The following is a 24,683-nucleotide window of genomic DNA, read 5'->3' as shown; positions in this document are numbered from 1 at the left end:
GACGTCTTCGTCCATTGTGCGCGATCGACACATATCCCGCGTCGAAGATCATTGCAGTTGCCTCCGACACGTCCATTGCCGCGAGGCCCCGGTGTCCTAAGGTGAACCCCGTGCCGCAGAACAACCACTATCACCATCTGATGTTCGGCCCTGCTGCGATTGCCCGGCAGAAGGTCGACGGCAGCTACACCGCCTACGGCTCGCAGACCGAGCGTCCCGACGACGGCCCGACGCCTCTCGACACTCGAGAAAAGGCCATGATTCGCACGTTGGATCAGTTCCAGATCGCCACCGTCGCCGAGACCGGGTGGCCGTACATCCAGTATCGAAGTGGGCCGAAAGGCTTCCTGCAGGTCCTCGACGATCACACTCTCGGCTTCGCCGATTTCGCCGGCAACCATCAGTACGTCACGGCGGCCAATCTCGATCACGATGACCGCGTCGAACTGTTTCTGGTGAATTACCCTCTGCGGCAACGCCTCAAGCTCTACGGACGGGCACGCACCGTCGAGAAGGCCGACGACCCCGAATTACTGGACCGGCTCGGAAAGATCGGCGACATGACCGTCGCCGCTACCTGCGAGCGCAGCATCGTCATCGACGTCGAGGCCTTCGACTGGAACTGCACCCGCAGCATCATCCCCCGCTACGACGCGGCCTACCTCGCGGAGCTGTCCGAGGTCTACCAGCGCAAAGCCGCTGAGCGGGAACAGGAACTGCTACAGCGCATTTCGGAGCTCGAAGATCAACTCACGCAGTCTTCGCAGCATAGAACCGACCCAGGAACTCCGTCTTGAATTCCGTGAAGCGTCCCTGATCGATCGAGGCACGGATGTCGTCGACCAGTTTGACCGTGAAGCGCTCGTTGTGGATGGTGCACAGCGTCGAGGCGAGCATCTCCTTGGCCTTGAACAGGTGATGGATGTACGCACGGGTGTAGTGCGCGCAGGTGTAGCAGTCGCAGTTCTCGTCGATCGGGGTGAAGTCGCGTCGATGCTTGGCGGTGTTGATGTTGAAGCGTCCCGTCGGCACGTAGATCGCCGCATTGCGCGCCACGCGTGAAGGATTGACGCAGTCGAACGTGTCGGCACCGTTCTCGATGGCGGTGAAGAAGTCGTCCGGCTCGCTGATGCCGAGCATGTGCCGCGGCTTGTGCTCGGGCAGCTCCTCGTTCACCCACCGGGTGATGGTGCCGAGGTTCTGCTTCTCGAGTGCGCCGCCGATGCCGTAGCCGTCGAATCCTCTACCGGTCTCGCCGGTGATGGTCTCGAGATCGTGTGCGGCCTTGCGTCGTAGATCCTCGTACTGCGCGCCCTGGACCACCCCGAACAGGGCCTGGTACGGCTTGTCGTCGCGCTCGACCGTGAGTCGTTCGTGTTCGAGGACGCATCGCTTGGCCCACGCCTGCGTCCGATCGACCGACTTCTCCTGGTAGCCGCGGGTATTCATCAGCGTGGTCAGCTCGTCGAACGCGAACATGATGTCTGCTCCGAGGCGGTGCTGAATCTGCATCGACACCTCGGGAGTGAACCGATGCTTGGAGCCGTCGAGGTGGGACTTGAACGTCACTCCGTCGTCGTCGACGTGCGCGAGACGTTCCTTGCCCTCGGCGATGACGTCGTCGGACTGCACGCGCGTGGCGTCCATAGAGATGACCTTCTTGAACCCCACTCCGAGCGACATCACCTGGAAGCCGCCGCTGTCGGTGAACGTCGGCCCGTCCCAGTTCATGAACTTGCCCAGCCCACCCGCCTCGTCGACGATGTCCGAGCCCGGCTGCAGATACAGGTGGTACGCATTGGCGAGCACAGCCTGCGCGCCGAGTTCCTTCATCGCCTCGGGCAGCACCGCTTTGACGGTCGCCTTGGTTCCCACCGCGATGAACGCGGGGGTGGCGATGTCACCGTGCGGGGTGTGGATGGTGCCGGTGCGACCGAGGTCACCGTCGAGCCGGGTGCCGATATCGAAGCCGAAGCTGGAGGAACTCACCGCGTCAGTATGCCGCTGCGCGGCAGTGGTGCGGTTAAGTGCCCTCTGCGGCACTTATTCATGCCACTGCGGCGCCAGCCGCATTGAGGCGGAAGTAGGCACCCTTGGCCGCGAGCAGTTCCTCGTGATTACCCTGCTCGACGATGCTGCCGTTCTCCATCACCACGATGGTGTCCGCGTCGCGGATGGTCGAAAGCCTGTGCGCGATCACGAAACTGGTGCGATCGGTGCGCAGCTTCGCGGTGGCCTTCTGCACCAGCAGTTCGGTACGGGTGTCGACCGAGCTGGTGGCCTCGTCGAGGATGAGAATCAGCGGCTTGGCCAGGAAGGCACGGGCGATGGTGATGAGCTGCTTCTCACCGGCGCTGACGTTGTTGCCCTCCTCGTCGATGATCGTGTCGTAGCCGTCGGGCAACGAGTGGACGAAGCGATCGACGTAGCTCACTCGCGCGGCCTCGAGGATTTCCTCCTCGCTGGCACTCGGGTCTCCGTAAGCGATGTTGTCGCGAATGGTTCCGCCGAACAGCCAGGTGTCCTGCAGCACCATTCCGGTGCGAGCCCGAAGTTCCTCGCGGGTCATCTTCCTGGTGTCGACGCCGTCGAGGGTGATTCGGCCGGAATCGATCTCGTAGAACCGCATGATGAGGTTCACCAGGGTGGTCTTGCCCGCGCCGGTCGGTCCGACGATCGCGACCAGATGCCCGGGATCGGCCACCAGCGAGAGGTTCTCGATGAGCGGGCGGTCGGGAGAGTAGCCGAACGAGACGTTGTCGAATTCGACGCGTCCTCGGCGCTCGGTGGGCCGTACCGCATCGGCGGGGTCGGCGTCTTCTTCCTCGGCGTCGAGGACCTCGAAGATACGCTCGGCCGACGCGACACCCGACTGGACCAGGTTCACCATCGCACCCACCTGGGTGAGCGGTTGCGTGAACTGACGCGAGTACTGGATGAACGCCTGCACCTCACCGAGCGTGAGTGTGCCCGACGCGACCCGCAGCCCGCCGACCACGGCGATGACCACGTAGTTGATGTTCCCGAGGAACATGATGACGGGCATGATCATGCCGGAGATGAACTGCGCCCGGAAGCTCGACTGGAACAGCTTCTCGTTGCGATCGCCGAATTCGCGTTCCACGTCCGCCTGACGACCGAAGGCCTTGACGATCTCGTGGCCCGTGTACGTCTCTTCGATCTGCGCGTTCAGCTTGCCGGTGTGCTTCCACTGCGCGACGAAGTGCGGCTGCGAACGCTTGGCGATGACGGCGGTGACCGCGAACGACGCCGGAATGGTCAGCACCGCAACGAGAGCCAGCAGCGGCGAGATCCAGATCATGACGCCGAGGATGCCCAGGACGGTGAGAATGCCGGTGATCAACTGACTCAGCGTCTGCTGCAGGCTGGTCGAGACGTTGTCGATGTCGTTGGTGACGCGGCTCAGCGTCTCGCCGCGAGCATTGTTGTCGAAGTACTTCAGCGGCAATCGATGCACCTTCGCTTCGACGCTGCCGCGCAGCAACAGGATTCGACGCTGCAGCGCGATGTTGAGGATGTATCCCTGCGCCCAGGCCAGCACCGCAGACAGCACATACAGAACCAGTACCCACATCAGCACGGTTCCCACTGCGCCGAAGTCGATTCCGGCTCCTGGAGTCAGGTCCGTCCCGGACACCAGATCTGCGACGGAGTCGTTCCCCTCCGCCCGCAGCTGGTCGATGGCCTGTTCTCTGGTCAGACCCGGATCGAGCTCGCGGCCGACGACACCGTTGAAAATGAGGTCCGTGGCGTGTCCGAGGACGCTGGGCGCGGCGACGGTCAGCACGGTGCTGGCGATACCGAACGCCAGCATGATCGTCAGGAACACTCGCTCGGGAGCGAGCAGGCCGATCAGTCGCTTGAACGAGCCCTTGAAGTCGCGGGCCTTGGTTCCCGGCTTCACAGTTTTGGCGACGGGGGCGGTGTCCTCCTCTTCCGTCTTCTCCACCTGCGCGGTCACAGTGCACCCACGGCGTGCTGCGAGTCGACGATCTCGGCGTAGGTGGGGCAATCGGCCATCAATTGGTCGTGGGTACCCACACCTACCGGCTTTCCGTCGTCTAGTACGAGTATCTGATCGGCGTCTATGATGGTCGAGACGCGTTGAGCGACAACGATCATGCATGCATCTCGCGTCACTGCCTTCAGAGCCGCGCGCAGATTGGCGTCGGTGGTGAGGTCCAGTGCGGAGAACGAGTCGTCGAACAGATAGATGCTCGGTTTGCGGACCAACGCGCGGGCGATGGCGAGGCGTTGCCGCTGACCGCCGGAGACCGTCGTACCGCCCTGGGCGACGGGCGTTTCCAATCCCTCGGGCATGGCGCGAACGAAGTCGGCTCCCTGGGCGATCTCGAGTGCCTCCCACAGTTCTTCGTCGGTGGCGTCGGATTTGCCGTAGCGCAGGTTGCTCGCGATGGTGCCCGAGAACAGGTACGGCTTCTGCGGGATCAGACCGATCTCCGAGCGCAGCAGGTCCAGATCGAGTTCGCGGATGTCGACTCCGCCGATGCGCACCTCACCGCCGGTGACGTCGATGAGTCGCGGAATCAGGTTGACGAGAGTGGACTTTCCCGAGCCGGTGCCGCCGATGATGGCGGTGACCTTGCCGGCCTCGGCGGTGAGGTTCACCCCGCACAGCACCGGATATTCGGCTCCGGGGAAAGAGAATTCGGCGTTCACGAGCTCGACGGTTCCCGGCGAGGACGCGAACGTCTTGGGCTCGCGGGGCAACACGACCGAGGATTCGGTGGCGAGTACCTCGCTGATGCGATCGGCGCACACCGACGCGCGGGGAACCATCATCGCGATGAACGAGGCCATCATCACCGACATGAGGATCAGCATGATGTAGCTCAGAAGTGCTGTGAGAGAGCCGATCTGCATTGTGCCGTCATCGATCGCGTGGCCGCCGAACCAGATGACGGCAACACTGGTGACGTTGCTGATGAGCATGACCGTCGGGAACATCAGGGCCATGAGCCGTCCGACGCGGAGAGCAGTGTCGGTGAGTGCGGTGTTGGCCGCTCCGAACCGGTCGATCTCGAAATCCTCGCGAACGAACGCTCGTACCACGCGGATTCCGGTGATCTGCTCACGCAGCACACGATTGACTGCGTCGATACGCTTCTGCATCGAGCGGAACGCCGGCACCATCTTGATGATGATCAGGCCCATGGAGATCGCGAGCCCGGGCACCGCGATCATCAGGATCCAGGACAACCCGAGGTCCTCGCGCAGCGACATCACGATGCCGCCGACGCACATGATCGGGGCCATCACCACGATGGTGAACCCCATGACGATCACCAACTGCACCTGCTGAACGTCATTGGTGTTGCGGGTGATCAGCGACGGCGCACCGAACTGGCCGACCTCTCGAGCCGAGAATGTACCGACGCGGTGCAGGATCGAACCGCGCAGGTCACGTCCGACAGTCATGGCCGTGCGAGCCCCGATGAACACCGCGGCCACCGAGCTGATGATCTGCACCGCCGAGACCATCAGCATCACTCCGCCGGCCGAGAGGATGTAGCCCGTGTCGCCGGTGGTGACGCCCTTGTCGATGATGTCGGCATTGAGGCTGGGCAGGAACAGTGCCGCCAGCGTGGCCACCAGTTGGAGCAGAATCAGCGCGACGATCGGCATCTTGTACGGAGCCAGATACGTGCGCAGCAGGGGGATCAGCATGATGGCCGAAGATTACTCGTACACATGGATAACAGTCTCTCCGTTTTTCGAGTGTTGCGGGCAATCTTCGGCCGACCGGCCGCAGTCGAGAATTACGCGGTCTTCTCCGGTGCCGTCTTCAGCTTGGCACCTTCGATGTCGACATCCGGCAGAACCTTGTCCAGCCACTTCGGCAGCCACCAGGCCTTGTCGCCGAGCAGCGCCATCACGGACGGAATCAGCACCATGCGCACGACGAACGCGTCGAAGAACACGGCGGCGGCGAGCGCGAATCCGATGGACTTGATGAACGAGTCCGGCTCGGCGATGAACGCGGCGAACACCGAGATCATGATGATCGCTGCAGAGGTGACCACGCGTGCGCCGTACTTGAAGCCGTTGACGACGGCATCCTTGGCGGCGGCTCCGTGGACGAACTCCTCACGCATTCGCGAGACGAGGAACACCTGGTAGTCCATCGCCAGGCCGAACACGACACCGATCAGGAAGATCGGCATGAAGCTGACGATCGGCTGCGGATTGGAGATCAGGCCGAGCCCACCCTCTTGGAAGATGAACACCGTGGCACCGAAGGTTGCGAGCACGCTGAGCAGGAAGCCCAGCGTTGCGGTCAGCGGCACCAGGATGGAGCGGAACACCAGCATCAGCAACACGAAGGCCAGGCCGACGACCACTGCCAGGTACGGAATCAACGCGTCCTGCAGTCGTTCGGAGACGTCCAACTCGAGCGCCGTCTGTCCGGTGACGCCGTAGGAGACGCCGTCGCTGGCCTGCACGCCCGGTTCGGCGTCCCGCAGGTTCGCCACCAAGTCCTTCGTCTGCTCACTGTTCGGCGAGGACGACGGCGTGACGAGAATCTGCGCGGTGTCACCGGCCGGGTTGACGGCGATGATCTGCGCGTTCGTGACGTCCGACTGCTCGACGACGGCCTCGACGACCTTGCCGAACGACGCCGTCCGATCGGCCTCGGCCACGTTCGACGCGTCGGCGATGACGAGCAGAGGTCCGTTGCGTCCCGGTCCGAAGCCCTCGTCGACGATGTCGTAGGCCTGACGCGCGGGTGTGGACGGATCCGACGTGGCGATCGATGGCAGAGCCAGCGACAGTCCGGTGGCCGGGCCTGCGATGACGCCGAGCAGAACGATGCCGCCGATGAGTCCCACCGCGGGCCGCTTGACCAGGAACCTGGCCCACCGAAGTCCGTTGGTGGGCTTGGCATCGGGAGATTCCGGGTCGGCAGTGTTGACGAACTTGATCTTGCCCGCGAAGGCCTTGTTCTTGTAGAGGCCGAGCATGGCGGGAAGGAATGTCAGTGCGATGAGGACCGCGATGAACACTGCGAATCCGGCTGCCAGACCCATCTGCGACAGGAACGGAATGCCGACGACGCGCAGTGCGACGAGGGCGATGAGCACGGTGGCACCGGCGAACACGACGGCCGAGCCTGCCGTTCCCACCGACCGGCCGACGGCTTCCTCACGGTCGTCGGTGAGCGTCAGCTCGTGTCTGTAGCGAGCCAGAATGAACAGGGAGTAGTCGATCGCGACGGCCAGACCGATCATGATGGCGAGCACCGGTGTGAACGTCGACAGGTCGGCGAAGCCGGATGCGGTGGTGATCGCCAGGCTCGAGATGCCGATTCCGACGATGGCGGTGATGAGCGGCAGGCTGGCGGCTGCGGCGGATCCGAACATGATGAGCAGCACGACGGCGGCCACGGCCAGACCGACGAGTTCCGACGTTCCGCCGGGCGGGGCGGTGTCCTGCGCGACGGTTCCGCCGAGCAGGACGGTCAATCCGGCGTCACGGGCCGGCTGTGCGGCCTCGTCGAGTTCGGTTCGGATCTGGTCGGTGACGTCGGCGAGCTCGACGTTGATCGGCACGGTGACCGTTCCGACGTTGCCGTCGGGGCTCAGCGGTGAAGTGGCTGCGGCGTCGGCTGCAACCTCGTCGGCCGGGGTACCTGCCTCCGCTGCCGCCTCGGTGTATCGCTCGATGGTCGACTGATTCGCAGCGACCGGATTCGCCAGCGGCGGAGCACCTTCCGCGGGCTTCGCGGCGTCCACCTTCTCGATCTCGGCGATGGTGGCATCGATGGCCGAGGTGTACTGCGGGGTGTCCAGCGTCTGCCCGTCGGGTGCCTGGAACACGTACTCGGCGTTGACTGCGGTGAGCGGATCCTCGGCGTTGCCGAAGCGCTCCTCCTGCAGGTCGAGTGCGGCCTGCGCCGGTGTGCCCGGGATGTTGAACGAGTTGGCGGTGGGGCCGGACAGCGTCGCAGCGCCCACTCCGGCGAGAACCAGAATCGCCAGCCACAGTCCGAGGACGATGCCCTTGCGTCGGTACGCGAATCTTCCGATTCGGTAGAGATAGGTGGCCACTGTCAAGCTCCTCGGTTGGGTTCGGACGTGGGGGTGTTGGGTTCGGGAGTGGAGCCTGCGGAACGACCCTTGGGCTCGGGCAACCCGGCTCGGAGTTGATCGAAGGCGTTCTCGATGAGGGCCCTCGGTGTCGATGCGCCGGCGGAGTCGGTGACCCAGATGTTCAGTGCTGCGGTGACGGCACCACCGACGGCCATCTGGAGCAGGTTGGGGTAGAGGTCGGTGTCGATATCGGTGCCGGTTCGCTCGGCGATGGCCTCGCCGAGCTTGCGGGTCAGCGATTGGTGCATTTCGAGCTTGCGCGCCATCAGGGCAGGGTTGGCCTCGATCAGCCGCGCTGCCGCGAAGGTGTCGTCCAGATCCCGGCCGGGGTCCGCGACGAGGTTGATTGCGATGTGCCGCAACGAGTCCCAGATCGGTTCGGTCGACGGCCTGGCGCGCAGGAGCTCGAACCATTCGAGTGCAGACACTTCGATGTGGTGAAGTACTGCTTCTTCCTTGTTGGAGAAGTAGTTGTGGAACGTGCGGGTGGAGACTCCCGCTTCGTGCGCGATGGCGTCGGCGGTGACCGCGTCGAAGCCGTGCTCCTTGCCCAGACGCACGGCGGCCATGCCGAGGGCGTCGCGGGTGGCGGCCTTCTTCAGATCACGAAGGCCCGTCGGAGAAGTCACGCTTACCAACCTACGGAACTTGCACTGTTCTGCAAGTTTGCAGTGGAGTACACTTTTGTCGATCGCGCCACAGCTGGCAATGGATGTGACTCAGCTCATCGACGTGCCCACGCGGTCGGCTCGCTGATCAACTCTCCGACGAAGTCCGGGAGATCGTTCTCGACGATGTCCGCCAGCGACACCGCCTCGAGCACCGCCCGCAGATTGACACGCACCGCCAGCCACACCCGAGTGAGCGGCTCGGCCGGACCGAAGTACTCCGCATCCTCGGGCCGCTGACCGCGCACCGACGCCAACGGGCCCTCGACGGCCCTCATCACATCGGCAACAGAAATGTCCGACGCCTCGCGCGCCAGCCAGTAGCCGCCGTCGGGCCCCCTCCTACTGCACACCAGATCTGCGCGACGCAGATCCGAGAGCACCGATTCGAGAAACTTGTGCGGTATGCCCTGAGCCATGGCCAGCGCCTCTGCCTTCGCGGGCCGCTGTCCACCGACCGCCGCGAGTTCGACGAGCGTCCGAACCGCATAGTCCGCCTTGGCCGTGATGTGCACGTTAAATTCCTACCATTGCAGTAGGGAATTAGCGAGCAGTTGCCGGAATGCCCCAACGTGTCAGGAACCTTCCGGTATCGCCACGACCACCTCGTTGCGACGCAGTGGCGGCAAGGTCCACGGAGGATCGTAGAACCAGGTCATCGGCTCACCGAGCATCTCGATGCCGTGTGCACGCAACGCTTCCGTCAACGCAGCCATCTGTGGTTCGACGTCGCCCCGGCCGCGGCCCCCGCTGAAACGCAACACGGCCACCGTCTCCGCCGGGACCTCCGTCAACGTCACACGGTCGTCGTCGGGCGTGGGCAGCGTGTCCATCGTCCACTCGGACGGCATGAAGAACCGGACGACCCAGCCGGTGCTGCCGGGCGTGCTCGACACAGGGGCAGTCATCGCAATCTTCTTCGAGCCTGCGGACGACTGACTGACGGGAGCGGTCATTGCAACCTTTTGCTTGTCCCCGTTTCCGCCGAATATGTACCGGGCCAGGCGACGGAAACCCTCCTGGCGTGCCTCGTCCTCATCGGCGTCGACCGTGGTCTGCGCCGCGATGCGTGGTTCGTAGCGACGGATCTCCACCGCATCGGTCAGTCGACGGCTCGTGTGCGGCGGCTCCTCGGTACCGACTCGAATGCCAACGACACTCAACACGGACTCGCCCACCTGCCCGACCGTGGACGCAATTTTCTGCAACAAGTCCGATTCCGCTCTCTCGACCGATGTGTGCGCCCCTCCACGGTACGAGCCGTGGGAAACTGGGCAGACAGCGTTACACTCAACCTCTCACTGTCACGCGGGAGGTTCGATGAGCGACTGGATCGGTTCGGCGTGGAATGCACTGCCCGAACCGCTGCGCGATCCCGTCGCGCTGGCCATTCCCGCGTTCGCACTGCTGCTGGCAATCGAATGGATTGCGGCCGCGAAGCTCGAAGACGGTGAACGCGGTAGCTATTCCGGCAGGGATGCGCGCTCCAGCCTGAGCATGGGACTGGTGTCCATCGCGACCACCACGGCATGGAAGGCGCTCGCCCTAGTCGGCTACACGGCGATCTACGTCTACGTGGCGCCGTGGCATCTCCCGGCCGACGCCTGGTACACGTGGGTGATCCTGATCCTGGGCGTCGACCTGCTGTTCTACGGCTATCACCGCATCGCGCATCGAACCCGACTGATCTGGGCGACGCATCAGGCCCATCATTCGAGCGAGTACTTCAACTTCGCGGCGGCGCTGCGACAGAAGTGGAACAACAGCGGCGAGGTCATCATGTGGCTTCCGCTCCCACTGCTGGGCATGCCGCCGTGGATGGTGTTCGTCGGCTTCTCGATCAACCTCGTCTACCAATTCTGGGTACACACCGAGCGCATCGACCGGCTGCCGCGTCCGTTCGAGTTCGTCTTCAACACGCCCTCGCACCATCGCGTCCATCACGGCCGCGATCCTCAGTATCTGGACAAGAACTACGGCGGCATCCTCATCATCTGGGACCGCCTGTTCGGTACCTACGCCGAGGAGGTCGAGCGCCCCAACTACGGCCTCACCAAGCCCGTCGACACGTTCAACATCTGGACCCTCCAGACACACGAATACCGCAACATCGCGCGGGATGTTGCGGCATCGCGGTCATGGAAGGAACGCGTCGGATATCTCGTCGGACCGCCGGGATGGACGCCCGGGGCCGCGAGAGAACGCGCTACTGCTGACTCAGATTGATCAGGAAGTCGACGGTTCCCGAGCCCTCCACGGTGACGAAGCCGAGCGACGGCGGTTCGATGCCGTAGTCGGTCCACGTGGTCGGAATTGCGCCCGACGCGATGAGCGTGTCACCGGACTGCAGCACCTCCATCTCCACCGAGACCGGACGCGTCTGATCCTTGAGCGTCAATGTGCCCTCGGCGGTGACGGTTTCGGTGGTGCCGTCCTTGGGCAGCGAGGACAGATCGATCGGCGAGTCGATGTTGAACGTCGCCGTCGGGTAGGTGGCAGTGTCGAAGATGTTGCCGCGGAACTGGCCGTCACGTCGATCACTGTCGGTGCTGATCGAGTTGGTCATGACGACCACCTGCCCCTCTGTGAGGGTGTCGTCGGCGATGACGACGTTGCCTGCGACCTCGGTCGTCGACCCGACGACGGTGACATCGGACCCGTTGAGCAGCTCGTCGACGGTGTAGCCCGCGGCGGTCGCGTTGGCAGCGTCACCTGGAGTGACGATCCACCGTCCATCGATGCTCTCGGTGCTGGCGGCCTGCGCGCCCGAGGTGGACACCGATGCTGCCGGTGCGTCGTCTTCCTGGAGCGATGCATAGATCTTGGGGCCGAAGTACAGCCCCAGCGCCACCACGGCGACGACAACTATTCCTACGATCCACCATTTCTTGGTCATGACTGCCGATGGTAGTTGCAGCTTCAAGCCCATGGGGAGTGAGCGACCTGGTAACTCCCTGAGAGTTTTGTCCGTTTACCCCGTGAACACGTGTCGGTACCGCCAGGCACAATGGACCGCATGGATCCGGTGGACGCACTTCGAGAGATCGGCTTCTGGCTCGAACGCTCCCGCTCGGACACCCATCGCGTCAAGGCCTACCGTCGGGCAGCAGATGTCGTCGAATCCCTCACGCCCGCACAACGATCCGAGCACGAGAAGGCAGACAGCTGGTCCTCGCTGACCGGTATCGGAGCCAAGACCTCGCTGATCATTCGCCAGGCTCTGACCCAGGACGTCCCGGATTACCTCCGCGAGCAACGCGACGCGGCAGAACCCATCGGAGACAACGAACTTCGCGGCGCATTGAAGGGTGATCTGCACACCCATTCCAACTGGTCCGACGGCGGCAGCGGAATCGAGGAAATGATGCGCACCGCCGCGCGGCTCGGCCACGAATACTGCGCTCTGACCGATCATTCCCCGCGCCTCAAGGTTGCCAACGGCCTCACCGCCGAGCGCCTGCGTGCACAGCTCGATGTGATCGCCGAGCTCAACGAGCGGCTCGCGCCGTTCCGCATCCTCACCGGAATCGAAGTCGACATTCTCGACGACGGATCGCTCGACCAGGACGAGGGCCTGCTCGCCGAGCTGGACGTGGTGGTGGCCAGCGTGCACTCCAACCTGCGAGCCGACTCCAAGACCATGACCAAGCGCATGGTCACCGCCATCGCCAACCCGCATGTCGACGTCCTCGGCCACTGCACCGGACGGCTCGTCGAGGGTGGCCGCGGCACCAGGCCCGAATCGACGTTCGACGCCCCCGTGGTGTTCGAGGGCTGCCGCCAGTTCGGCACCGCAGTGGAGATCAATGCCAGACCCGAGCGCCAGGATCCCCCCGAGCGACTGATCGACATCGCCCTCGAACGCGGCTGCCTGTTCTCCATCGACACCGACGCGCATGCGCCCGGGCAGCTCGACTGGCAGGGCTACGGCTGCGTCCGCGCCGAAGCGCAGGGTGTGCCTGCCGAGCGTGTGATCAACACGTGGCCCCTTGCCGAACTGCTCGAGTGGACGGCGCAGCGCGCGTGAATCGTCGTCATTTCCTCTCCGGTCTGCTGACGGTCGCGTTGGTCGGCTGCAGTTCGGCCGACACCGACTCATCACCGAGTACCGCCGAGACGTATTCGGCTGCGCTGCAGCCGGTATCGGGCCCGGCCGGGGATCCCATCCGACTGAAGTACGGGTACGAACCGGACAACATCGGCGACCTCTACCTCCCCGACAACAACGCCACCTCGCTCCCGGTGGTGGTGATGATTCATGGCGGCGGATGGCAGGAAGATCTCGACCTGTCGTACTTCCAGCAGATGTCGACGGCCATCGCCGACGAGGGCATCGCCGTGTGGAACGTCGAGTATCGGCGTGGCCCGAACAACTGGGCCAACACCCTCTCCGACGTCGACGACGCCACCGAGGCACTGGCAACCGTCGTACAGGGTGCAGCAGACGGGCGGCTCGATCTCGATCGCGTCCACGTCGCCGGACATTCGGCCGGCGGCCAACTCGCCGCATGGGTGGCGGCTCGACACCTCATGCCGGTCGACGCACCGGGAGCAGAACCGAAGATCCGACCACGCAGCGCCACCATCATGGCCGGCGTCTTCGACATGAAACGAGCAGCCGACATCGGCGGCGACAAGTTCGTGCCTGCCTTCCTCGGCGGTATGCCGAACGAGGTGCCCGGACGCTACAAGATCGCCTCACCCATCGAATACCTCCCACTCGACGTTCCACTGACCGCGCTGCACGGTGACGCCGACCGAACCGTCTCGGTGAACCAGAGCCGCGTCTACGTCGACGCCGCCACGAAGGCGGGCAGCACCGACCCCGAGCTCGTCGTGCTGCCCGGCGCCGGACACGGAGCGTTTCTCGACCCGAAGAACCTCGCCTGGTCGACGGCGCTGAGCACCATTACCGGACGTGCGCAAACGCTGCTGTGAGCCGCAGGTGGTACACAGTTGCGATGAACGGAAAAATCGCGACCGGATTGCTCGGGCTGATCGTCGCCGTCTCGGTTGCCGGATGTAGCAACGACCCGTCGACCGAGGAAGCGTCGAGCACACCCGCCGCGGCTACGACCACATCTGCTGTCGCCTCCACCACGGACCCGACCAGCACCACGGTCGAAGCACCTGCGCCCGCGCCCGCTCCTGTTTCCGAGGTACCGCCTGCGGCCGAGCCCGCGGCCCCGACCGACGCGACCTCAGGCGTCACCGGCGAAGCGCTCTACCAGCAGACCTGCACGCAGTTTCTGCCGTCCATCGATGCGCTGGAGCAGACCGGAATCTCCGATCGCGCCGCATCCGTCGAGGGTCTGCGCAACGAAATGACCACCGCGCCCAGCTGGAACGACGTACCGCCCGGCGATCAGAACGAAATTCTGCGGGGACTCGACGCCGCCGGTGCGGGAGAGTGCTGAGCGTCTGAGTCGCTGGGGTTCGGTGCGCCCCGGTGATCCCGCCCGGGCCCCAGTGATCCCGCCCTGGCCCCGCCGATCCCGCCCCGGCCCCAGTGATCCCGCAAACGCGCGCGCACTTGCTAAGTGCGCGCGAAATAGACCCCGCATCGAAAGCAAATCCGAACGCATCTGACGAATGCGCGCGCGTTTGCGCCAGACTCAGCCGCGGAGGACCGAAACCCTGCACCCATGAACCAGCACCCGTGAACTCCTGAGTACGCCCACTTCCGCCCGGTGCTCCCGCCCCAGTGATCCCGCAAACGCGCGCGCACTTGCTAGGTGCGCGCGAAATAGACCCCGCATCAATAGCAAATCCGAACGCGTCCCACGAATGCGCGCGCGTTTGCGACAAGACCCCGGCCGCACACCCCGGCCGCTGCCCCCACCCTCACGTAGCGCACAAAAAAACTCCCCACCTGTGTGAACAGGTGGGGAGCTTTGGCGGTGGCGGAGGGATTTGAACCCTCGGACGGGGATTACCCGTCACACGCTTTCGAGGCGTGCTCCTTAGGCCGCTCGGACACGCCACCGCAGAAGACTGTACCGGAATGACGGCCTGAGGCTAAATCGCCTGCTCAGCGCGCAAATCCATTGGTCATTCCGCAGGCTCCACTCCGGCGACTAGTTGCCGGTGAGCTTGTCCTTGATGTTCGAGGCCGCGTCCTTGACCTTCTCGACGCCGTCCTTGACTGCTGCCGAGGCCTGGTCGCCCTTGCCTTCTGCTTCGAGGTCCCTGTCTCCGGTGGCCGAACCTGCGGCTTCTTTGGCCTTGCCGCCGAGGTCTTCGGACTTGTTCGAGATCTTGTCGCCGATTCCCATAGTTCTCTCCTTCGCAGAGGTTGGAGCGCTTCTTTGCGCCTGCCCTCCACCCTCCACAAAAGTGGACATCGGGGCCACCGTGTGACGAGATCGTTATCTCTGGCGAGCGAAGAACGTGGTCAACACTTTGGCGCATTCGGCTTCCAGTACGCCACCGCGAACCTGTGGTCTGTGGGTGAGTCGACGGTCTCGCACGACGTCCCACAGCGAGCCGACGGCTCCAGTCTTGGGTTCCCAGGCCCCGAACACCACCGCTCCGACGCGGGCCAGCACCAACGCCCCGGCGCACATCGTGCAGGGTTCCAACGTGACGGCCAGGGTGCAGCCTTCGAGTCGCCAGCCGTCCCCGTGGACAGCCGCTGCTCGACGCAGTGCGATCACTTCCGCATGTCCGGTGGGATCGCCCGACACCTCCCGCGCATTGCAGGCCCGGGCGATCTCACGTCCCGAGGCGTCGAACACGACGGCTCCGACGGGGACGTCGGCATCCGATGCCTCGGCCGCAGCCGACAGCGCTGCGCGGATCATGTCCGCGTCGGACACCGGCATCGGTTACCGCCGCAGCTTGTTCACCGCTGCGGCGAACTCGTCCTCGAAGCCCAGTCGTTCAGCGATGGACTGCAGCTGCTCGTCTGGGTAGTCGTCGGTCTCGGCGACGATGATGCCGAGGACGGCTTCGGGTAGTCCGAGGTCGGCGAGCAGCGCGAGGTCGCCTTCTTCGTAGGGTTCGATGTCGTCGAGTTCGTCGGGGTCGACGTCGGGGATCTCGATGTTCAATGCGTCGAGAACGTCCGCGGCGATTTCGTAGTCCACTGCGGCGACCGCGTCGGACAGCAGGAGTCGGGTGCCGTTCGGTGCGGGACGCAGGATGACGAAGAATTCCTCGTCCACGTCGAGCAGTCCGAACACGGCTCCCGAGCTGCGCAGTTCACGCAGTTCGGTCTCTGCCGCCGACAGGCTGGTCAATGCGTCGTCGGACAGCGGCGTGACGGTCCACTTGCCTTCCTCTCGGACAACTGCAACGCCGAATCCCTCGAGGTCGTCGTATTCCGGTGCGGATGCGCGGTTGTTGTTCGCGCGCTGTGCGGCCATGCGCGCAACGGTAGTCCGGTAGGGGCCGGTATTCGAAGTCCACCTCCCGTCGACGTCACCCACCTGTGCCAATCTGATCGGGTGACTTCTTCTTCGGTGTGCGTTCTGGGTCTCGGACTGATCGGTGGGTCGATCCTGCGCGCGGCCCACGACGCGGGCCGTCAGGTGTGGGGATGGAACCGATCGGCCGACGCGATCGCCGGTGCCACCACCGATGGCTACGACGTCGGTACCGACCTGGCAGCAGCGCTGAGCAGGGCCGCAGCACAGGACGCGTTGATCGTCGTCGCCGTCCCGATGCCTGCCGTCGACTCCGTTCTGGCGGCCGTCGCCGAGCATGCGCCCGCGGCTCCGATCACCGATGTCGTCAGCGTCAAGGCCGAGGTCGCCGCTGCCGTGGCCACTCGCGGACTACAGGCTCGCTATGTCGGTGGACATCCCATGGCGGGCACCAATCAGTCGGGGTGGTCGGCCACCGATCCGACACTGTTCACCGACGCGGTGTGGGTGGTGACAACCGACCCGGGAGTCGACGCCGACGTGTGGGTTCGGGTGGCCCAGCTCGCCCTCGACTGCGGTTCGGTGGTGGTGCCGGCCGAGAGCGTCGAACACGACCGCGCTGTTGCCAGAATTTCTCATCTACCGCATCTGCTGGCCGAAGCACTGGCAATCGTGGGAGCGGACGGCGGACCACTCGCGCTCGGCCTGGCTGCGGGCTCGTTCCGGGACGGGACGCGGGTGGCGTCGTCGTCGCCGAATCTCGTCCGGGCGATGACCGAGGGCAACGCCGCCGCTCTCCGAACCGCGCTCGACGAAGCGGTGCATGCGCTCACCGCAGCGCGGGAAGAACTGGACGAAGGTTCGACGAAAACGCTGGTCGACGCCGGAAACGCAGCGCGTCTGCAGTACGAGCAGCATCAGCGCTTCGAGATCACCGACATCACCCCGGGCGAACCGGGCTGGCGGGAGAAGCTGCAGGACGCGGGTCGACGCGGTGGCGTCGTGCGTCAGATCCGCTCGGCCAGTCCCGGATAGTCGAGCACGAAGCCGTCGGCGTCGACCCTGACCGACGACGTGGAGACCGGCGAGATGACGTGGATACCCTCGGAACCACTGCTGTAGGTCAGCGTGGCTTCCTGGATGCTGAGGTCGAGCAGGTTCACGTACACCGTGGGCACCTCGAGGTCCTGGACCTGGGTGTGCAGACCGAATCGACGGATCGGCAGAGTGTTGAAGAACGGGCTGAGCACCATGTCGACGTCGAGCGCTCCGCTGTAGGTCGAGCGCTGATGGCTGGTGCTGTTCTCGACCATCCAGTAGCCCTCGTCGTCGCGGCTGACGGAGGCCTGCCGGTCACCGGACGCGAGCGAGGTGCGCACCGAGAGCCTCTTGGTGACGCCGTATTCGTCGGTCACCAGGTCGTAGGACGCGCTGAAGGCGGGGTGATCGCTGCACGCGGCACCGATGATGCGTCCGGCAGCCTTGATGCGGTTGCCCGAGAGCTGGACCCGCACCGATTCCATACGGGGAACGTCATGCGCTCGCCACGTGAGGATCGAGGGCCAGGATTTCGCGTCTGTGGAGTCGGTCGCGGGGATGGAGACTTGCTCTGCACCCGATGCTTGAGTGATCACCCACCTACGGTAGGCGACGAGGCCCCCAGAAGATCAAGCGGACGTGCCTTTTCTCGCAGTTCACTAAGGTTGTGCCCGTGACGACAGAGAACACCGGCGGCGGGCAGTTCGATTTCGCGCACTCCGAGCAGGCTGCGAAGAGTCGACAGGACAAGGCGAAAGCTCTGGCGCGCTACGTGTGGGATCGCGGAATCACCGGTGCCGAGCTGCTCGACCTCACCGACGCCGTCCGCCGCAAACTCGCCCGCGCTGCCGATCTGCACCCGCCGAGCACGATGGAGACGTGGACCATCGTGGCCGAGTTGCTCGACCGTAAATCCGCCTGGGCGGCCGAGCACCCGGGACACGACGGTGCGACGCCCCAGCACGCGGACGAGAAGATCATGTGGGTCAAGCCGCCGATCACCCCGTGGACTTAGACGAGCGAGTCCTCCCACTCCTCGTGCAGGTGCGCGAAGCGTCCCTCCCCAGCGATGAGGTCCTCGGGGGTTCCGTCTTCGACGATGTTTCCGTCGGCCATGACGAGTACCCGATCTGCGATGGCCACCGTCGAGAGGCGGTGCGCGATGATCAGCGCCGTTCGTCCCTGCAGGATGGTCTCGAGCGCGCGCTGCACCAGCCGCTCGCTCGGGATGTCCAGGCTCGAAGTTGCCTCGTCCAGCACGATCACCGACGGTGCGGCGAGGAACACCCGAGCGAAGGCCACCAATTGCCTTTGGCCCGAGGACAATCGGCCTCCGCGCTTGCGCACGTCCGTGTCGATTCCCTCCGGTAGCGACGCGATGAACTCCGTCAGTCCGACGGCGTCCGCCGCTGCCCGCACCTCCGCATCGGTCGCGGTCGGGCGGCCGAGTCGGATGTTGTCTGCCACCGAACCGGAGAACAGGAACGACTCCTGTGTCACCATCACGACGTTGCGCCGCAGATCCTCGTCGCTGATCTGCCGCATGTCGACGCCGTCGAGTCGGACGGCTCCGGCCGTCGGATCGTAGAAGCGCGCCAACAGCTTTGCCAGTGTCGACTTACCCGCTCCGGTGGCTCCGACCATCGCGACTACCTGTCCGGCGGGTACGTGCAGCGAGAATTCCGGTAGCACGACGCGTTCGGGGCCGTAGGAGAAGTGCACGTCGTCGAACGTGATGTCGCCCTTCGCCGTTCCGATCTCCACGGGGTTCTTCGGTGCCGTCACCGACGGTTCCTCCTCGAGCACACCGGAGATCTTCTCCAGGGCAGCGGCGGCGGACTGGTAGGCGTTGAAGACCATCGCCAACTCGTCGAGCGGTCCGTAGAACCGGCGCAGATACAGCACGTAGGCCGCGAGCACACCGATGTCCATGTGGCCGTTGATCACTCGCCAGCTACCGAACACCAGGATGATCGCGAGCGTGACGTTGCCGATCCAGCGCACGATGCCGGTGTAGCTCGCCATACCGCGCAGCGCTGCGGTGGTGGCGTCGCGATACTCCGAATCCTCGGTGTTGAGAATGTCGTCGTTGCGGCCCTCGCGCCGGAACACCTGCACGGCGCGGATGCCGCCCATGGATTCGACGAAGTGGACCACGACGCGGGCGATCGCCACCCGTGTTCGACGGTATCCCTGGCGTTGTCGGCGCTGCGACCACCGGGTGACGAGAACCAGTGGCACGAATCCGGCCAGCACGATCATCGCCATCGGAACGTCGAGATACACCAGGATGATCGCGATCGACACCATCGACAGGATGGCGGTCAGGGCGTCGTTGAGCGCGCTCTCGAGCAGTGTCTGCAGAGATTCGACATCACTGGTCAGACGCGAGATCAGCCGTCCCGAGGTGTAATTCTCGTGGAAAGACAGGCTCAGCTTCTGGGCATGGTCGAACACCCGTCCGCGCAGGTCGTAGAGGATGTTCTGGCTCAGCCGACCGGAGACGGTGAGAAAGGCGTAGGTGGTGAGCATCCCGAGCAGACCGAAGCCGGTGTAGCCGCCGATCGCCCACATCAACGGAGTCCAATCACCCTGTGCTGCAGCGCCGACACCGTTGTCCAGTGCATAGGCGATGAACAATGGACCGGCGACGTAGGTGATGTTGTCGACCAGAATGATCAGGAAGGACAGCAGGGCCTGCTTCTTGTACGGCCGCACCAACGAGGCGAGCAACCGGCGAGAACGCCCGGCCAGCACCAGGTTTCCGGTTGCGTCGACCTCCGATTCCTCGCCGCCGACGCCGCGCCAATCTGCCGCTGCGGTTTGCTCAGCCATGAATCGACCCCATCACCTCGCGGTACCGCGGCGACGTCGCCAGCAGTCCCTCGTGTGTTCCCTGCTCCACAATTCTTCCGTTCTCGAGATACAGCACGCGGTCGGCCAACGCAGCGGTCGACGGCCGGTGCGCTACCAGCACTGTCGTCGAGTGCGCCAACACGCGCCGCAATTCCTTCTGCACTTTGGCTTCGGTGTCCACGTCGAGCGCAGACAGCGGGTCGTCGAGCACCAGCACCCGCGGTTTGCCCAGCACCGCCCGCGCCAACGCGAGCCGCTGCCGCTGCCCACCGGACAGACTCATGCCCTGCTCACCGATGCGGGTGGCCAGGCCCCAGGGCAACTGCTCGACGAAATCCGTTGCGTGCGCGATATCCAACGCCTCGGCAATCTCGGCATCGGTCGCGTCGGGCGAACCGAGCGCGATGTTCTCGCGCGCACTGGCCGAGAACAGCACCGGATCCTCGAACGCCACCGTGACGATCGAGCGCAGATCGGCCAACCGCATCGAGGCCACGTCGATACCGTCGATGGTGATGGAGCCCTCTGTGGCGTCGAACAGCCGAGGGACGAGGTTCGTCAGCGCAGTCTTTCCACTACCGGTGTTGCCGACCAGCGCGACGGTCTCCCCCGGCTCGATGACGAAGCTGACGTCGGTGAGCAGCGGCGACGACGCGTCGGGAAAGGTGAATCCGACGCGATCGAATTGCACTCGGCCACGGATTCTTTCGGGCAATTCGACGGGATTGTCCGGATCGGTCACGGTTTCGGGAGTATCCATGATTTCCCAGTACCGATCTGCCGCCGTGCGTGCGTTGTTCAGCTCGGCCAGGAGATACCCGAAGGATTCGATCGGCCACAGCAGGAAGGCGACGATGGCAATGGCCGCGACGAGCGTGCCGACCGTCATGGTGCCCTGCACGATCGAATACGTACCCACAGCCAGGATCGCGCCGATGGTGATCGGCTGCAGCCCGACGATCACCGCCCAGATGATCGCCAGGTAGCGCACCTTCTTCAGCTCGGTGCCCCGCAGTGTTCGGGCCTGACGCAGAAACTGCTTGCCCAAGTGCGCACTTCGGCCGAACGCCTTGAGGACGCGAATGCCCTGGATGGATTCCTCGACCGTCGTCGTGACGTCGCCTGCCTGATCCTGAGCGTCACGGGCCACAACGCGATAGAGCGTCTCGAACTTGGTGCAGGCGATCACCAGCGGTACCGACGTCACCAGCATGATCAGCCCCAATTGCCAGGACTGCACCAGCAATACGCCGATGCCCACGACCAGTGTCACGGCGTTGATGATGATGAACGGGCCGATGAAGGCCATGAACCGCCGCAGCGAACCGAGGTCTGCGATGGCACGCGAGAGCAGCTGACCCGATTCCCAGCTCTCGTGAGCCGAGACCGACAGTCGCTGCAATTTGTCGAATACCGTTGCACGCGCTGAAATCTCGAACTGACTCGACGGGCGGGAGACCAGGTAGCGGCGAACCCAGATGCCGAGTGCATCGATGGTGCCGAGCAACAGGACGAATGCCGCAGGCCACCAGACAGCAGAGAAATTGCCATCGGTGATGGGGCCGTCGATGACGCGTTGCATCACCAGCGGAATCACCAGCCCGGTCATGGTGGCGATCAGCGAGACCACGATCGAGGCGATGTAGAACCACTTGTACGGCAGCAGAAACGGCGCGAAACGGCGCAGTGAGCTGGGCGGCTTCGCGGTGTCCGGGTATGGCTGATCGAGGGTTCGGGTTTCGGGATCGAGCACACCCGTAGACACAGTTCTTCTCCTTATTGCTGTGCTCGAATGATTTCATTGCACAGGCTCAGTTTCCAACCGATTTTTCGGCCCTCGCATTCCAGTGTGAAACCTCGAGCGTGGTCGAGGTCAAGTGCACGAGCCGTCACCGACTCTCGAGTAACGTAGGGCCGTCGGGCGAGAGAAGGGCACACGTGAGCACACGGTCGATGGTCGGGTTGTTCGCGGGGATCGGCGGGCTCGAGCTGGGGTTGGCCGATGCAGGGTGGACGACGCAGTTGCTGTGCGAGATCGATCCGGGAGCTGGGGCCGTCCTGCGCGCGCGGATGCCCGAGATACCCCTGCACACCGATGTCACCACTCTCCGGAGCCTGCCCGCCGACACCGAACTGGTCGCAGCCGGCTTCCCGTGTCAGGACCTGTCTCAGGCCGGACGCACCGCGGGCATCACCGGTGCCCGTTCCGGTTTGGTGGACGAGGTGTTTCGGCTGGTCTCGCGTCGACGCGGTCCGCGCTGGCTGCTGATGGAGAACGTGCCGTTCATGCTGCAGCTCGGACGCGGGGCCGCCATGCGCCACATCACCGACGCGCTCGAGGACCTCGGGTACATGTGGGCCTACCGCGTCGTCGACGCCCGGGCGTTCGGTCTGCCGCAGCGTCGCCAGCGCGTGGTGATGCTGGCCTCGCGCACCGACGATCCGCGGGAGGTGCTGTTCTCGCAGGATGCAGGCCCGCTGCCCGACGGCGATCCCGCCACGCAGCCGTGCGGCTTCTACTGGACCGAGGGCATCCGCGGCCTGGGCTGGGCGGTCAACGCGGTCCCGACACTCAAGGGCGGATCTTCCCTCGGCATCGCCAGTCCCCCGGCGGTTCGGTTGCCGTCCGGAGAGATCGTCACTCCCGGCATCATCGGTGCCGAGCGTCTGCAGGGCTTCGATCCGGAGTGGACGCTGCCTGCCGTCCAGCAGCCCGGCGTCCGCAGCGGACATCGGTGGAAGCTCGTCGGCAATGCCGTCAGTGTGCGGATGGCGTCATGGGCGGCGAGGGCGCTCGACGACCCGAAGCCGTACGACGCATCGAAGGATCTGGCTCTGCTACCTGGTCAGGCCTGGCCGACTGCAGCGTGGGGACGCGATCGGACGACATTCAAGGTGACGGTATCGACCATGCCGGTGCACGAGCCCTACGAGGACCTGATCGATTTCCTGGACGACGCGAAGCTGCTCTCCGCGAGAGCCACCGCCGGGTTCCTCAAGCGGGCACGAACCGGCAATCTTCGCTTCGCACCAGGCTTTCTCGACGACCTCGACGCCCATCTCGAGCGTATGGGCGGGTACGCCGAGCGGGTTCCGGTGTGAGCGCAGACCGGCCCGCCACCGACGCCAAGACCAGTGCGCGGCTGAGCAAGCAGAAGCGCCGCGACACCAAACCCGAGGTGGCGCTGCGGCAGGCGCTGCACCGTCGAGGTCTTCGCTATTTCGTCGATCGTGCTCCGTTGAAGGGCATGAGGCGTCGAGCAGATCTGGTCTTTCCCAAACGCAAGGTTGCGGTCTACGTCGACGGCTGCTTCTGGCACAGCTGCCCGGTGCACGCGACCAAGCCCCGCAACAACGCGCAGTGGTGGGCCGACAAGCTGGCCGCGAACGTCGCCCGCGATCGAGACACCGACGCCAAGCTCCTCGCGGAGGGCTGGCGCGTGGTGCGCATCTGGGAACACGAGGACCCCGCCGTAGCAGCCGACCGCGTGGTCGACGAACTCTCTGGAGCCTGAAACCATCTCAAGCCCCCGCGCGTCCAACCCCATGATCGGTTGATTCGAGGTCGGGGGAAACGGTGCGTAGAAATTGGTTGCTCGCGGCGGTGGCGCTGGCGATGTCGGTATCGACGAGCGGATGCGCGGTGGTCCTGCTGGGCAATGCGTTCCCCGCAGGCAGTTCGTCGCCACAGAACAGGTACGGGTTCGAGATGTCCGACGCAGACCGGTACCTCGCGGACTCGGCGGCGTTCGTACGCGGCCTCGACCCCTGCGGTTTTCTCACCGAGGACGACCTCGCGCCCTTGGGCGCAGTGGTGCAGCTGCGGCCCGACGGCGAATTGAGCACGTGCTCGGCCAGCCTGAAGCCCGCGAAATCGAGCGCCACCGACTCCGTCTCGATCGATCTGAACGGATATCAGCCGACGCCGGACGATCCTCGCTTCGAGCAGATCACGATCGGTGGCGAGCAGGTGTTCCTCGAAGACTCCTCGCGAGGGTCGTGCCGCATCAGCTTTCCGCTTCGCGACGAGTTCGACGGTGCCACCCCGGGGGCCATGGACGGCTTCCTCACCGAATCCGGTCGTAGTTTTGCCACGATCGACGTCTACCGCGCCGACGCGGACGCGTGTGCTGCGGCGACAACCGTCGCCGAAACCGCACTCGGCCTGCTGAAAGACCCACCCTTGCGGGCCGATTCCAAGTACAACCTCCCGCTGGCCATGAAAGATCCGTGTGCCGTCCTCGAACACCTGCCCGCGACGTGGACGGTGGGCCGGTGGAACCCCCCCGCCGCTCCGTACCGATGCCACTTCACTGCATCCTCGTCGACGTTCGAGGACAACCTGGTGATGCTCGACGTCACGCTCACCTACGTCGATGCCGATCTGCGTTCGACGGACAGCGAGACCGTCCGGCAGGGCGGCTACACCGTCGACACACGCGCCCTGGATTCGTCGTGCTTCGCTGACATCGTGTTGGGCAACCCCGTGCTCGGCATGCCCGAGAACGACGACACTGCCGCGCGCTTTGCCCGCACGGTTCCCACACTGTCCGTCCTTGCCGACGATTGCGAGTCCGCGACAGCACTGGCGGTGGCAGCCGCCGGTGTACTGACTGGATAGC

At 64.7% G+C, this 24,683-nt stretch carries 24 protein-coding genes and 1 tRNA gene; 10 read left to right on the top strand and 15 right to left on the bottom strand.

Annotation, left to right across the window (positions count from 1 at the left end):
* Positions 1-140: 140 nt before the first annotated feature.
* Positions 141-797, top strand: a complete 657-nt coding sequence (locus tag AYK61_RS18915) for a pyridoxamine 5'-phosphate oxidase family protein (protein WP_121872900.1) — start codon at positions 141-143, stop codon at positions 795-797.
* Here the strand turns inward: AYK61_RS18915 and tgt are convergent.
* The 7 genes from tgt to AYK61_RS18880 all read right to left on the bottom strand — a co-directional run bounded on the left by tgt (position 751) and on the right by AYK61_RS18880 (position 10,011).
* Entirely contained in the window at positions 751-1,989 is a 1,239-nt protein-coding gene (gene tgt / locus AYK61_RS18910) for a tRNA guanosine(34) transglycosylase Tgt (RefSeq protein ID WP_121871950.1), read from the bottom strand. The two genes, AYK61_RS18915 and tgt, sit on opposite strands and share 47 nt — an antisense overlap.
* A 58-nt stretch (positions 1,990-2,047) precedes the next feature.
* Positions 2,048-3,970 (bottom strand): ABC transporter ATP-binding protein, encoded by a 1,923-nt coding sequence (locus AYK61_RS18905; protein WP_310886844.1) that lies wholly within the window; start codon positions 3,968-3,970, stop codon positions 2,048-2,050.
* A gap of 8 nt (positions 3,971-3,978) precedes the next feature.
* Entirely contained in the window at positions 3,979-5,709 is a 1,731-nt protein-coding gene (locus AYK61_RS18900) for an ABC transporter ATP-binding protein (RefSeq protein ID WP_121871948.1), read from the bottom strand.
* 92 nt (positions 5,710-5,801) lie between these two features.
* The gene (locus AYK61_RS18895; RefSeq protein ID WP_121871947.1) at positions 5,802-8,090 is read right to left on the bottom strand and encodes an MMPL family transporter; all 2,289 of its coding nucleotides are present in this window, start codon (positions 8,088-8,090) and stop codon (positions 5,802-5,804) included.
* A 2-nt stretch (positions 8,091-8,092) separates the two neighbouring features.
* Positions 8,093-8,770 (bottom strand): TetR family transcriptional regulator, encoded by a 678-nt coding sequence (locus AYK61_RS18890; protein ID WP_121871946.1) that lies wholly within the window; start codon positions 8,768-8,770, stop codon positions 8,093-8,095.
* 86 nt (positions 8,771-8,856) lie between these two features.
* Positions 8,857-9,315 (bottom strand): Rrf2 family transcriptional regulator, encoded by a 459-nt coding sequence (locus AYK61_RS18885; RefSeq protein WP_121871945.1) that lies wholly within the window; start codon positions 9,313-9,315, stop codon positions 8,857-8,859.
* Positions 9,316-9,375: 60 nt separating this feature from the next.
* Positions 9,376-10,011 (bottom strand): heme-binding protein, encoded by a 636-nt coding sequence (locus tag AYK61_RS18880; protein ID WP_121871944.1) that lies wholly within the window; start codon positions 10,009-10,011, stop codon positions 9,376-9,378.
* Between the two features lie 109 nt (positions 10,012-10,120).
* On the opposite strand from AYK61_RS18880, the gene AYK61_RS18875 reads away from it, so the two are divergent.
* Positions 10,121-11,026, top strand: a complete 906-nt coding sequence (locus tag AYK61_RS18875; protein WP_121871943.1) for a sterol desaturase family protein — start codon at positions 10,121-10,123, stop codon at positions 11,024-11,026.
* Here the strand turns inward: AYK61_RS18875 and AYK61_RS18870 are convergent.
* Positions 11,007-11,696: a YceI family protein gene (locus tag AYK61_RS18870; protein WP_121871942.1), complete on the bottom strand. Its 690-nt coding sequence runs from the start codon at positions 11,694-11,696 to the stop codon at positions 11,007-11,009. The genes AYK61_RS18875 and AYK61_RS18870 overlap by 20 nt on opposite strands.
* A gap of 120 nt (positions 11,697-11,816) precedes the next feature.
* Between AYK61_RS18870 and AYK61_RS18865 the strand changes: the two genes are divergently transcribed.
* Genes AYK61_RS18865 through AYK61_RS18855 form a run of 3 tightly spaced genes read left to right on the top strand, consistent with a single transcriptional unit; the run spans position 11,817 to position 14,217 of the window.
* Positions 11,817-12,827: a PHP domain-containing protein gene (locus tag AYK61_RS18865; RefSeq protein WP_121872899.1), complete on the top strand. Its 1,011-nt coding sequence runs from the start codon at positions 11,817-11,819 to the stop codon at positions 12,825-12,827.
* A complete protein-coding gene (locus AYK61_RS18860) occupies positions 12,824-13,738 on the top strand; it encodes a S9 family peptidase (RefSeq protein ID WP_121872898.1) in 915 nt (304 codons plus the stop codon). Before AYK61_RS18865 ends, AYK61_RS18860 begins: the two co-directional genes overlap by 4 nt.
* A 23-nt stretch (positions 13,739-13,761) precedes the next feature.
* On the top strand, positions 13,762-14,217 hold the full coding sequence (locus AYK61_RS18855; RefSeq protein ID WP_147458359.1) for a hypothetical protein: 456 nt from the start codon (positions 13,762-13,764) through the stop codon (positions 14,215-14,217).
* A 478-nt stretch (positions 14,218-14,695) separates the two neighbouring features.
* Here AYK61_RS18855 and AYK61_RS18850 read toward each other — a convergent pair.
* The 4 genes from AYK61_RS18850 to AYK61_RS18835 all read right to left on the bottom strand — a co-directional run bounded on the left by AYK61_RS18850 (position 14,696) and on the right by AYK61_RS18835 (position 16,167).
* Positions 14,696-14,786: transfer RNA gene (locus AYK61_RS18850), tRNA-Ser, on the bottom strand.
* Between the two features lie 91 nt (positions 14,787-14,877).
* On the bottom strand, positions 14,878-15,075 hold the full coding sequence (locus AYK61_RS18845; protein WP_121871940.1) for a CsbD family protein: 198 nt from the start codon (positions 15,073-15,075) through the stop codon (positions 14,878-14,880).
* 93 nt (positions 15,076-15,168) lie between these two features.
* Positions 15,169-15,624 carry a nucleoside deaminase gene (locus AYK61_RS18840; protein WP_121871939.1) on the bottom strand — a complete coding sequence of 152 codons (456 nt, stop codon included), beginning with the start codon at positions 15,622-15,624 and terminating at the stop codon, positions 15,169-15,171.
* A gap of 3 nt (positions 15,625-15,627) precedes the next feature.
* Positions 15,628-16,167 (bottom strand): tRNA adenosine deaminase-associated protein, encoded by a 540-nt coding sequence (locus AYK61_RS18835; RefSeq protein WP_094635770.1) that lies wholly within the window; start codon positions 16,165-16,167, stop codon positions 15,628-15,630.
* Positions 16,168-16,230: 63 nt separating this feature from the next.
* Between AYK61_RS18835 and AYK61_RS18830 the strand changes: the two genes are divergently transcribed.
* Positions 16,231-17,202 (top strand): prephenate dehydrogenase, encoded by a 972-nt coding sequence (locus AYK61_RS18830; RefSeq protein ID WP_121871938.1) that lies wholly within the window; start codon positions 16,231-16,233, stop codon positions 17,200-17,202.
* On the opposite strand, the gene AYK61_RS18825 is transcribed toward AYK61_RS18830, so the two are convergent.
* Positions 17,175-17,690, bottom strand: coding sequence for a putative glycolipid-binding domain-containing protein (locus tag AYK61_RS18825; protein ID WP_259468204.1), 516 nt, complete (start codon positions 17,688-17,690; stop codon positions 17,175-17,177). The genes AYK61_RS18830 and AYK61_RS18825 overlap by 28 nt on opposite strands.
* Positions 17,691-17,878: 188 nt before the next feature.
* On the opposite strand from AYK61_RS18825, the gene AYK61_RS18820 reads away from it, so the two are divergent.
* On the top strand, positions 17,879-18,220 hold the full coding sequence (locus tag AYK61_RS18820) for a hypothetical protein (RefSeq protein WP_121872896.1): 342 nt from the start codon (positions 17,879-17,881) through the stop codon (positions 18,218-18,220).
* Here AYK61_RS18820 and AYK61_RS18815 read toward each other — a convergent pair.
* Both AYK61_RS18815 and AYK61_RS18810 read right to left on the bottom strand, forming a co-directional pair.
* A complete protein-coding gene (locus AYK61_RS18815) occupies positions 18,217-20,040 on the bottom strand; it encodes an ABC transporter ATP-binding protein (protein WP_121871937.1) in 1,824 nt (607 codons plus the stop codon). The two genes, AYK61_RS18820 and AYK61_RS18815, sit on opposite strands and share 4 nt — an antisense overlap.
* A complete protein-coding gene (locus AYK61_RS18810; RefSeq protein ID WP_121871936.1) occupies positions 20,033-21,826 on the bottom strand; it encodes an ABC transporter ATP-binding protein in 1,794 nt (597 codons plus the stop codon). Before AYK61_RS18810 ends, AYK61_RS18815 begins: the two co-directional genes overlap by 8 nt.
* Before the next feature lie 188 nt (positions 21,827-22,014).
* Here AYK61_RS18810 and AYK61_RS18805 point away from each other — a divergent pair, with 188 nt between their 5' ends.
* The 3 genes from AYK61_RS18805 to AYK61_RS18795 all read left to right on the top strand — a co-directional run bounded on the left by AYK61_RS18805 (position 22,015) and on the right by AYK61_RS18795 (position 24,682).
* The gene (locus AYK61_RS18805; RefSeq protein ID WP_121872895.1) at positions 22,015-23,163 is read left to right on the top strand and encodes a DNA cytosine methyltransferase; all 1,149 of its coding nucleotides are present in this window, start codon (positions 22,015-22,017) and stop codon (positions 23,161-23,163) included.
* Entirely contained in the window at positions 23,160-23,576 is a 417-nt protein-coding gene (locus AYK61_RS18800; protein ID WP_121871935.1) for a very short patch repair endonuclease, read from the top strand. Before AYK61_RS18805 ends, AYK61_RS18800 begins: the two co-directional genes overlap by 4 nt.
* A 62-nt stretch (positions 23,577-23,638) precedes the next feature.
* Entirely contained in the window at positions 23,639-24,682 is a 1,044-nt protein-coding gene (locus tag AYK61_RS18795; RefSeq protein ID WP_147458358.1) for a hypothetical protein, read from the top strand.
* Position 24,683: the final 1 nt, after the last annotated feature.

Origin of the sequence: Rhodococcus sp. SBT000017 (assembly GCF_003688915.1) — a bacterium.
Taxonomy (GTDB): domain Bacteria; phylum Actinomycetota; class Actinomycetes; order Mycobacteriales; family Mycobacteriaceae; genus Rhodococcoides.
This window is presented reverse-complemented; position numbering and strand designations above follow the sequence as displayed.

Bases quoted from the DNA above. Each gene is read 5' to 3' on its own strand.
- AYK61_RS18915 (WP_121872900.1), top strand. From the start codon at position 141: ATGTTCGGCCCTGCTGCGATTGCCCGGCAGAAGGTCGACGGCAGCTAC.
- AYK61_RS18900 (WP_121871948.1), bottom strand. From the start codon at position 5,709: ATGCTGATCCCCCTGCTGCGCACGTATCTGGCTCCGTACAAGATGCCG.
- AYK61_RS18875 (WP_121871943.1), top strand. From the start codon at position 10,121: ATGAGCGACTGGATCGGTTCGGCGTGGAATGCACTGCCCGAACCGCTG.
- AYK61_RS18870 (WP_121871942.1), bottom strand. From the start codon at position 11,696: ATGACCAAGAAATGGTGGATCGTAGGAATAGTTGTCGTCGCCGTGGTG.
- AYK61_RS18865 (WP_121872899.1), top strand. From the start codon at position 11,817: ATGGATCCGGTGGACGCACTTCGAGAGATCGGCTTCTGGCTCGAACGC.
- AYK61_RS18855 (WP_147458359.1), top strand. From the start codon at position 13,762: ATGAACGGAAAAATCGCGACCGGATTGCTCGGGCTGATCGTCGCCGTC.
- AYK61_RS18845 (WP_121871940.1), bottom strand. From the start codon at position 15,075: ATGGGAATCGGCGACAAGATCTCGAACAAGTCCGAAGACCTCGGCGGC.
- AYK61_RS18840 (WP_121871939.1), bottom strand. From the start codon at position 15,624: ATGCCGGTGTCCGACGCGGACATGATCCGCGCAGCGCTGTCGGCTGCG.
- AYK61_RS18835 (WP_094635770.1), bottom strand. From the start codon at position 16,167: ATGGCCGCACAGCGCGCGAACAACAACCGCGCATCCGCACCGGAATAC.
- AYK61_RS18825 (WP_259468204.1), bottom strand. From the start codon at position 17,690: ATGGAATCGGTGCGGGTCCAGCTCTCGGGCAACCGCATCAAGGCTGCC.
- AYK61_RS18815 (WP_121871937.1), bottom strand. From the start codon at position 20,040: ATGGCTGAGCAAACCGCAGCGGCAGATTGGCGCGGCGTCGGCGGCGAG.
- AYK61_RS18805 (WP_121872895.1), top strand. From the start codon at position 22,015: ATGGTCGGGTTGTTCGCGGGGATCGGCGGGCTCGAGCTGGGGTTGGCC.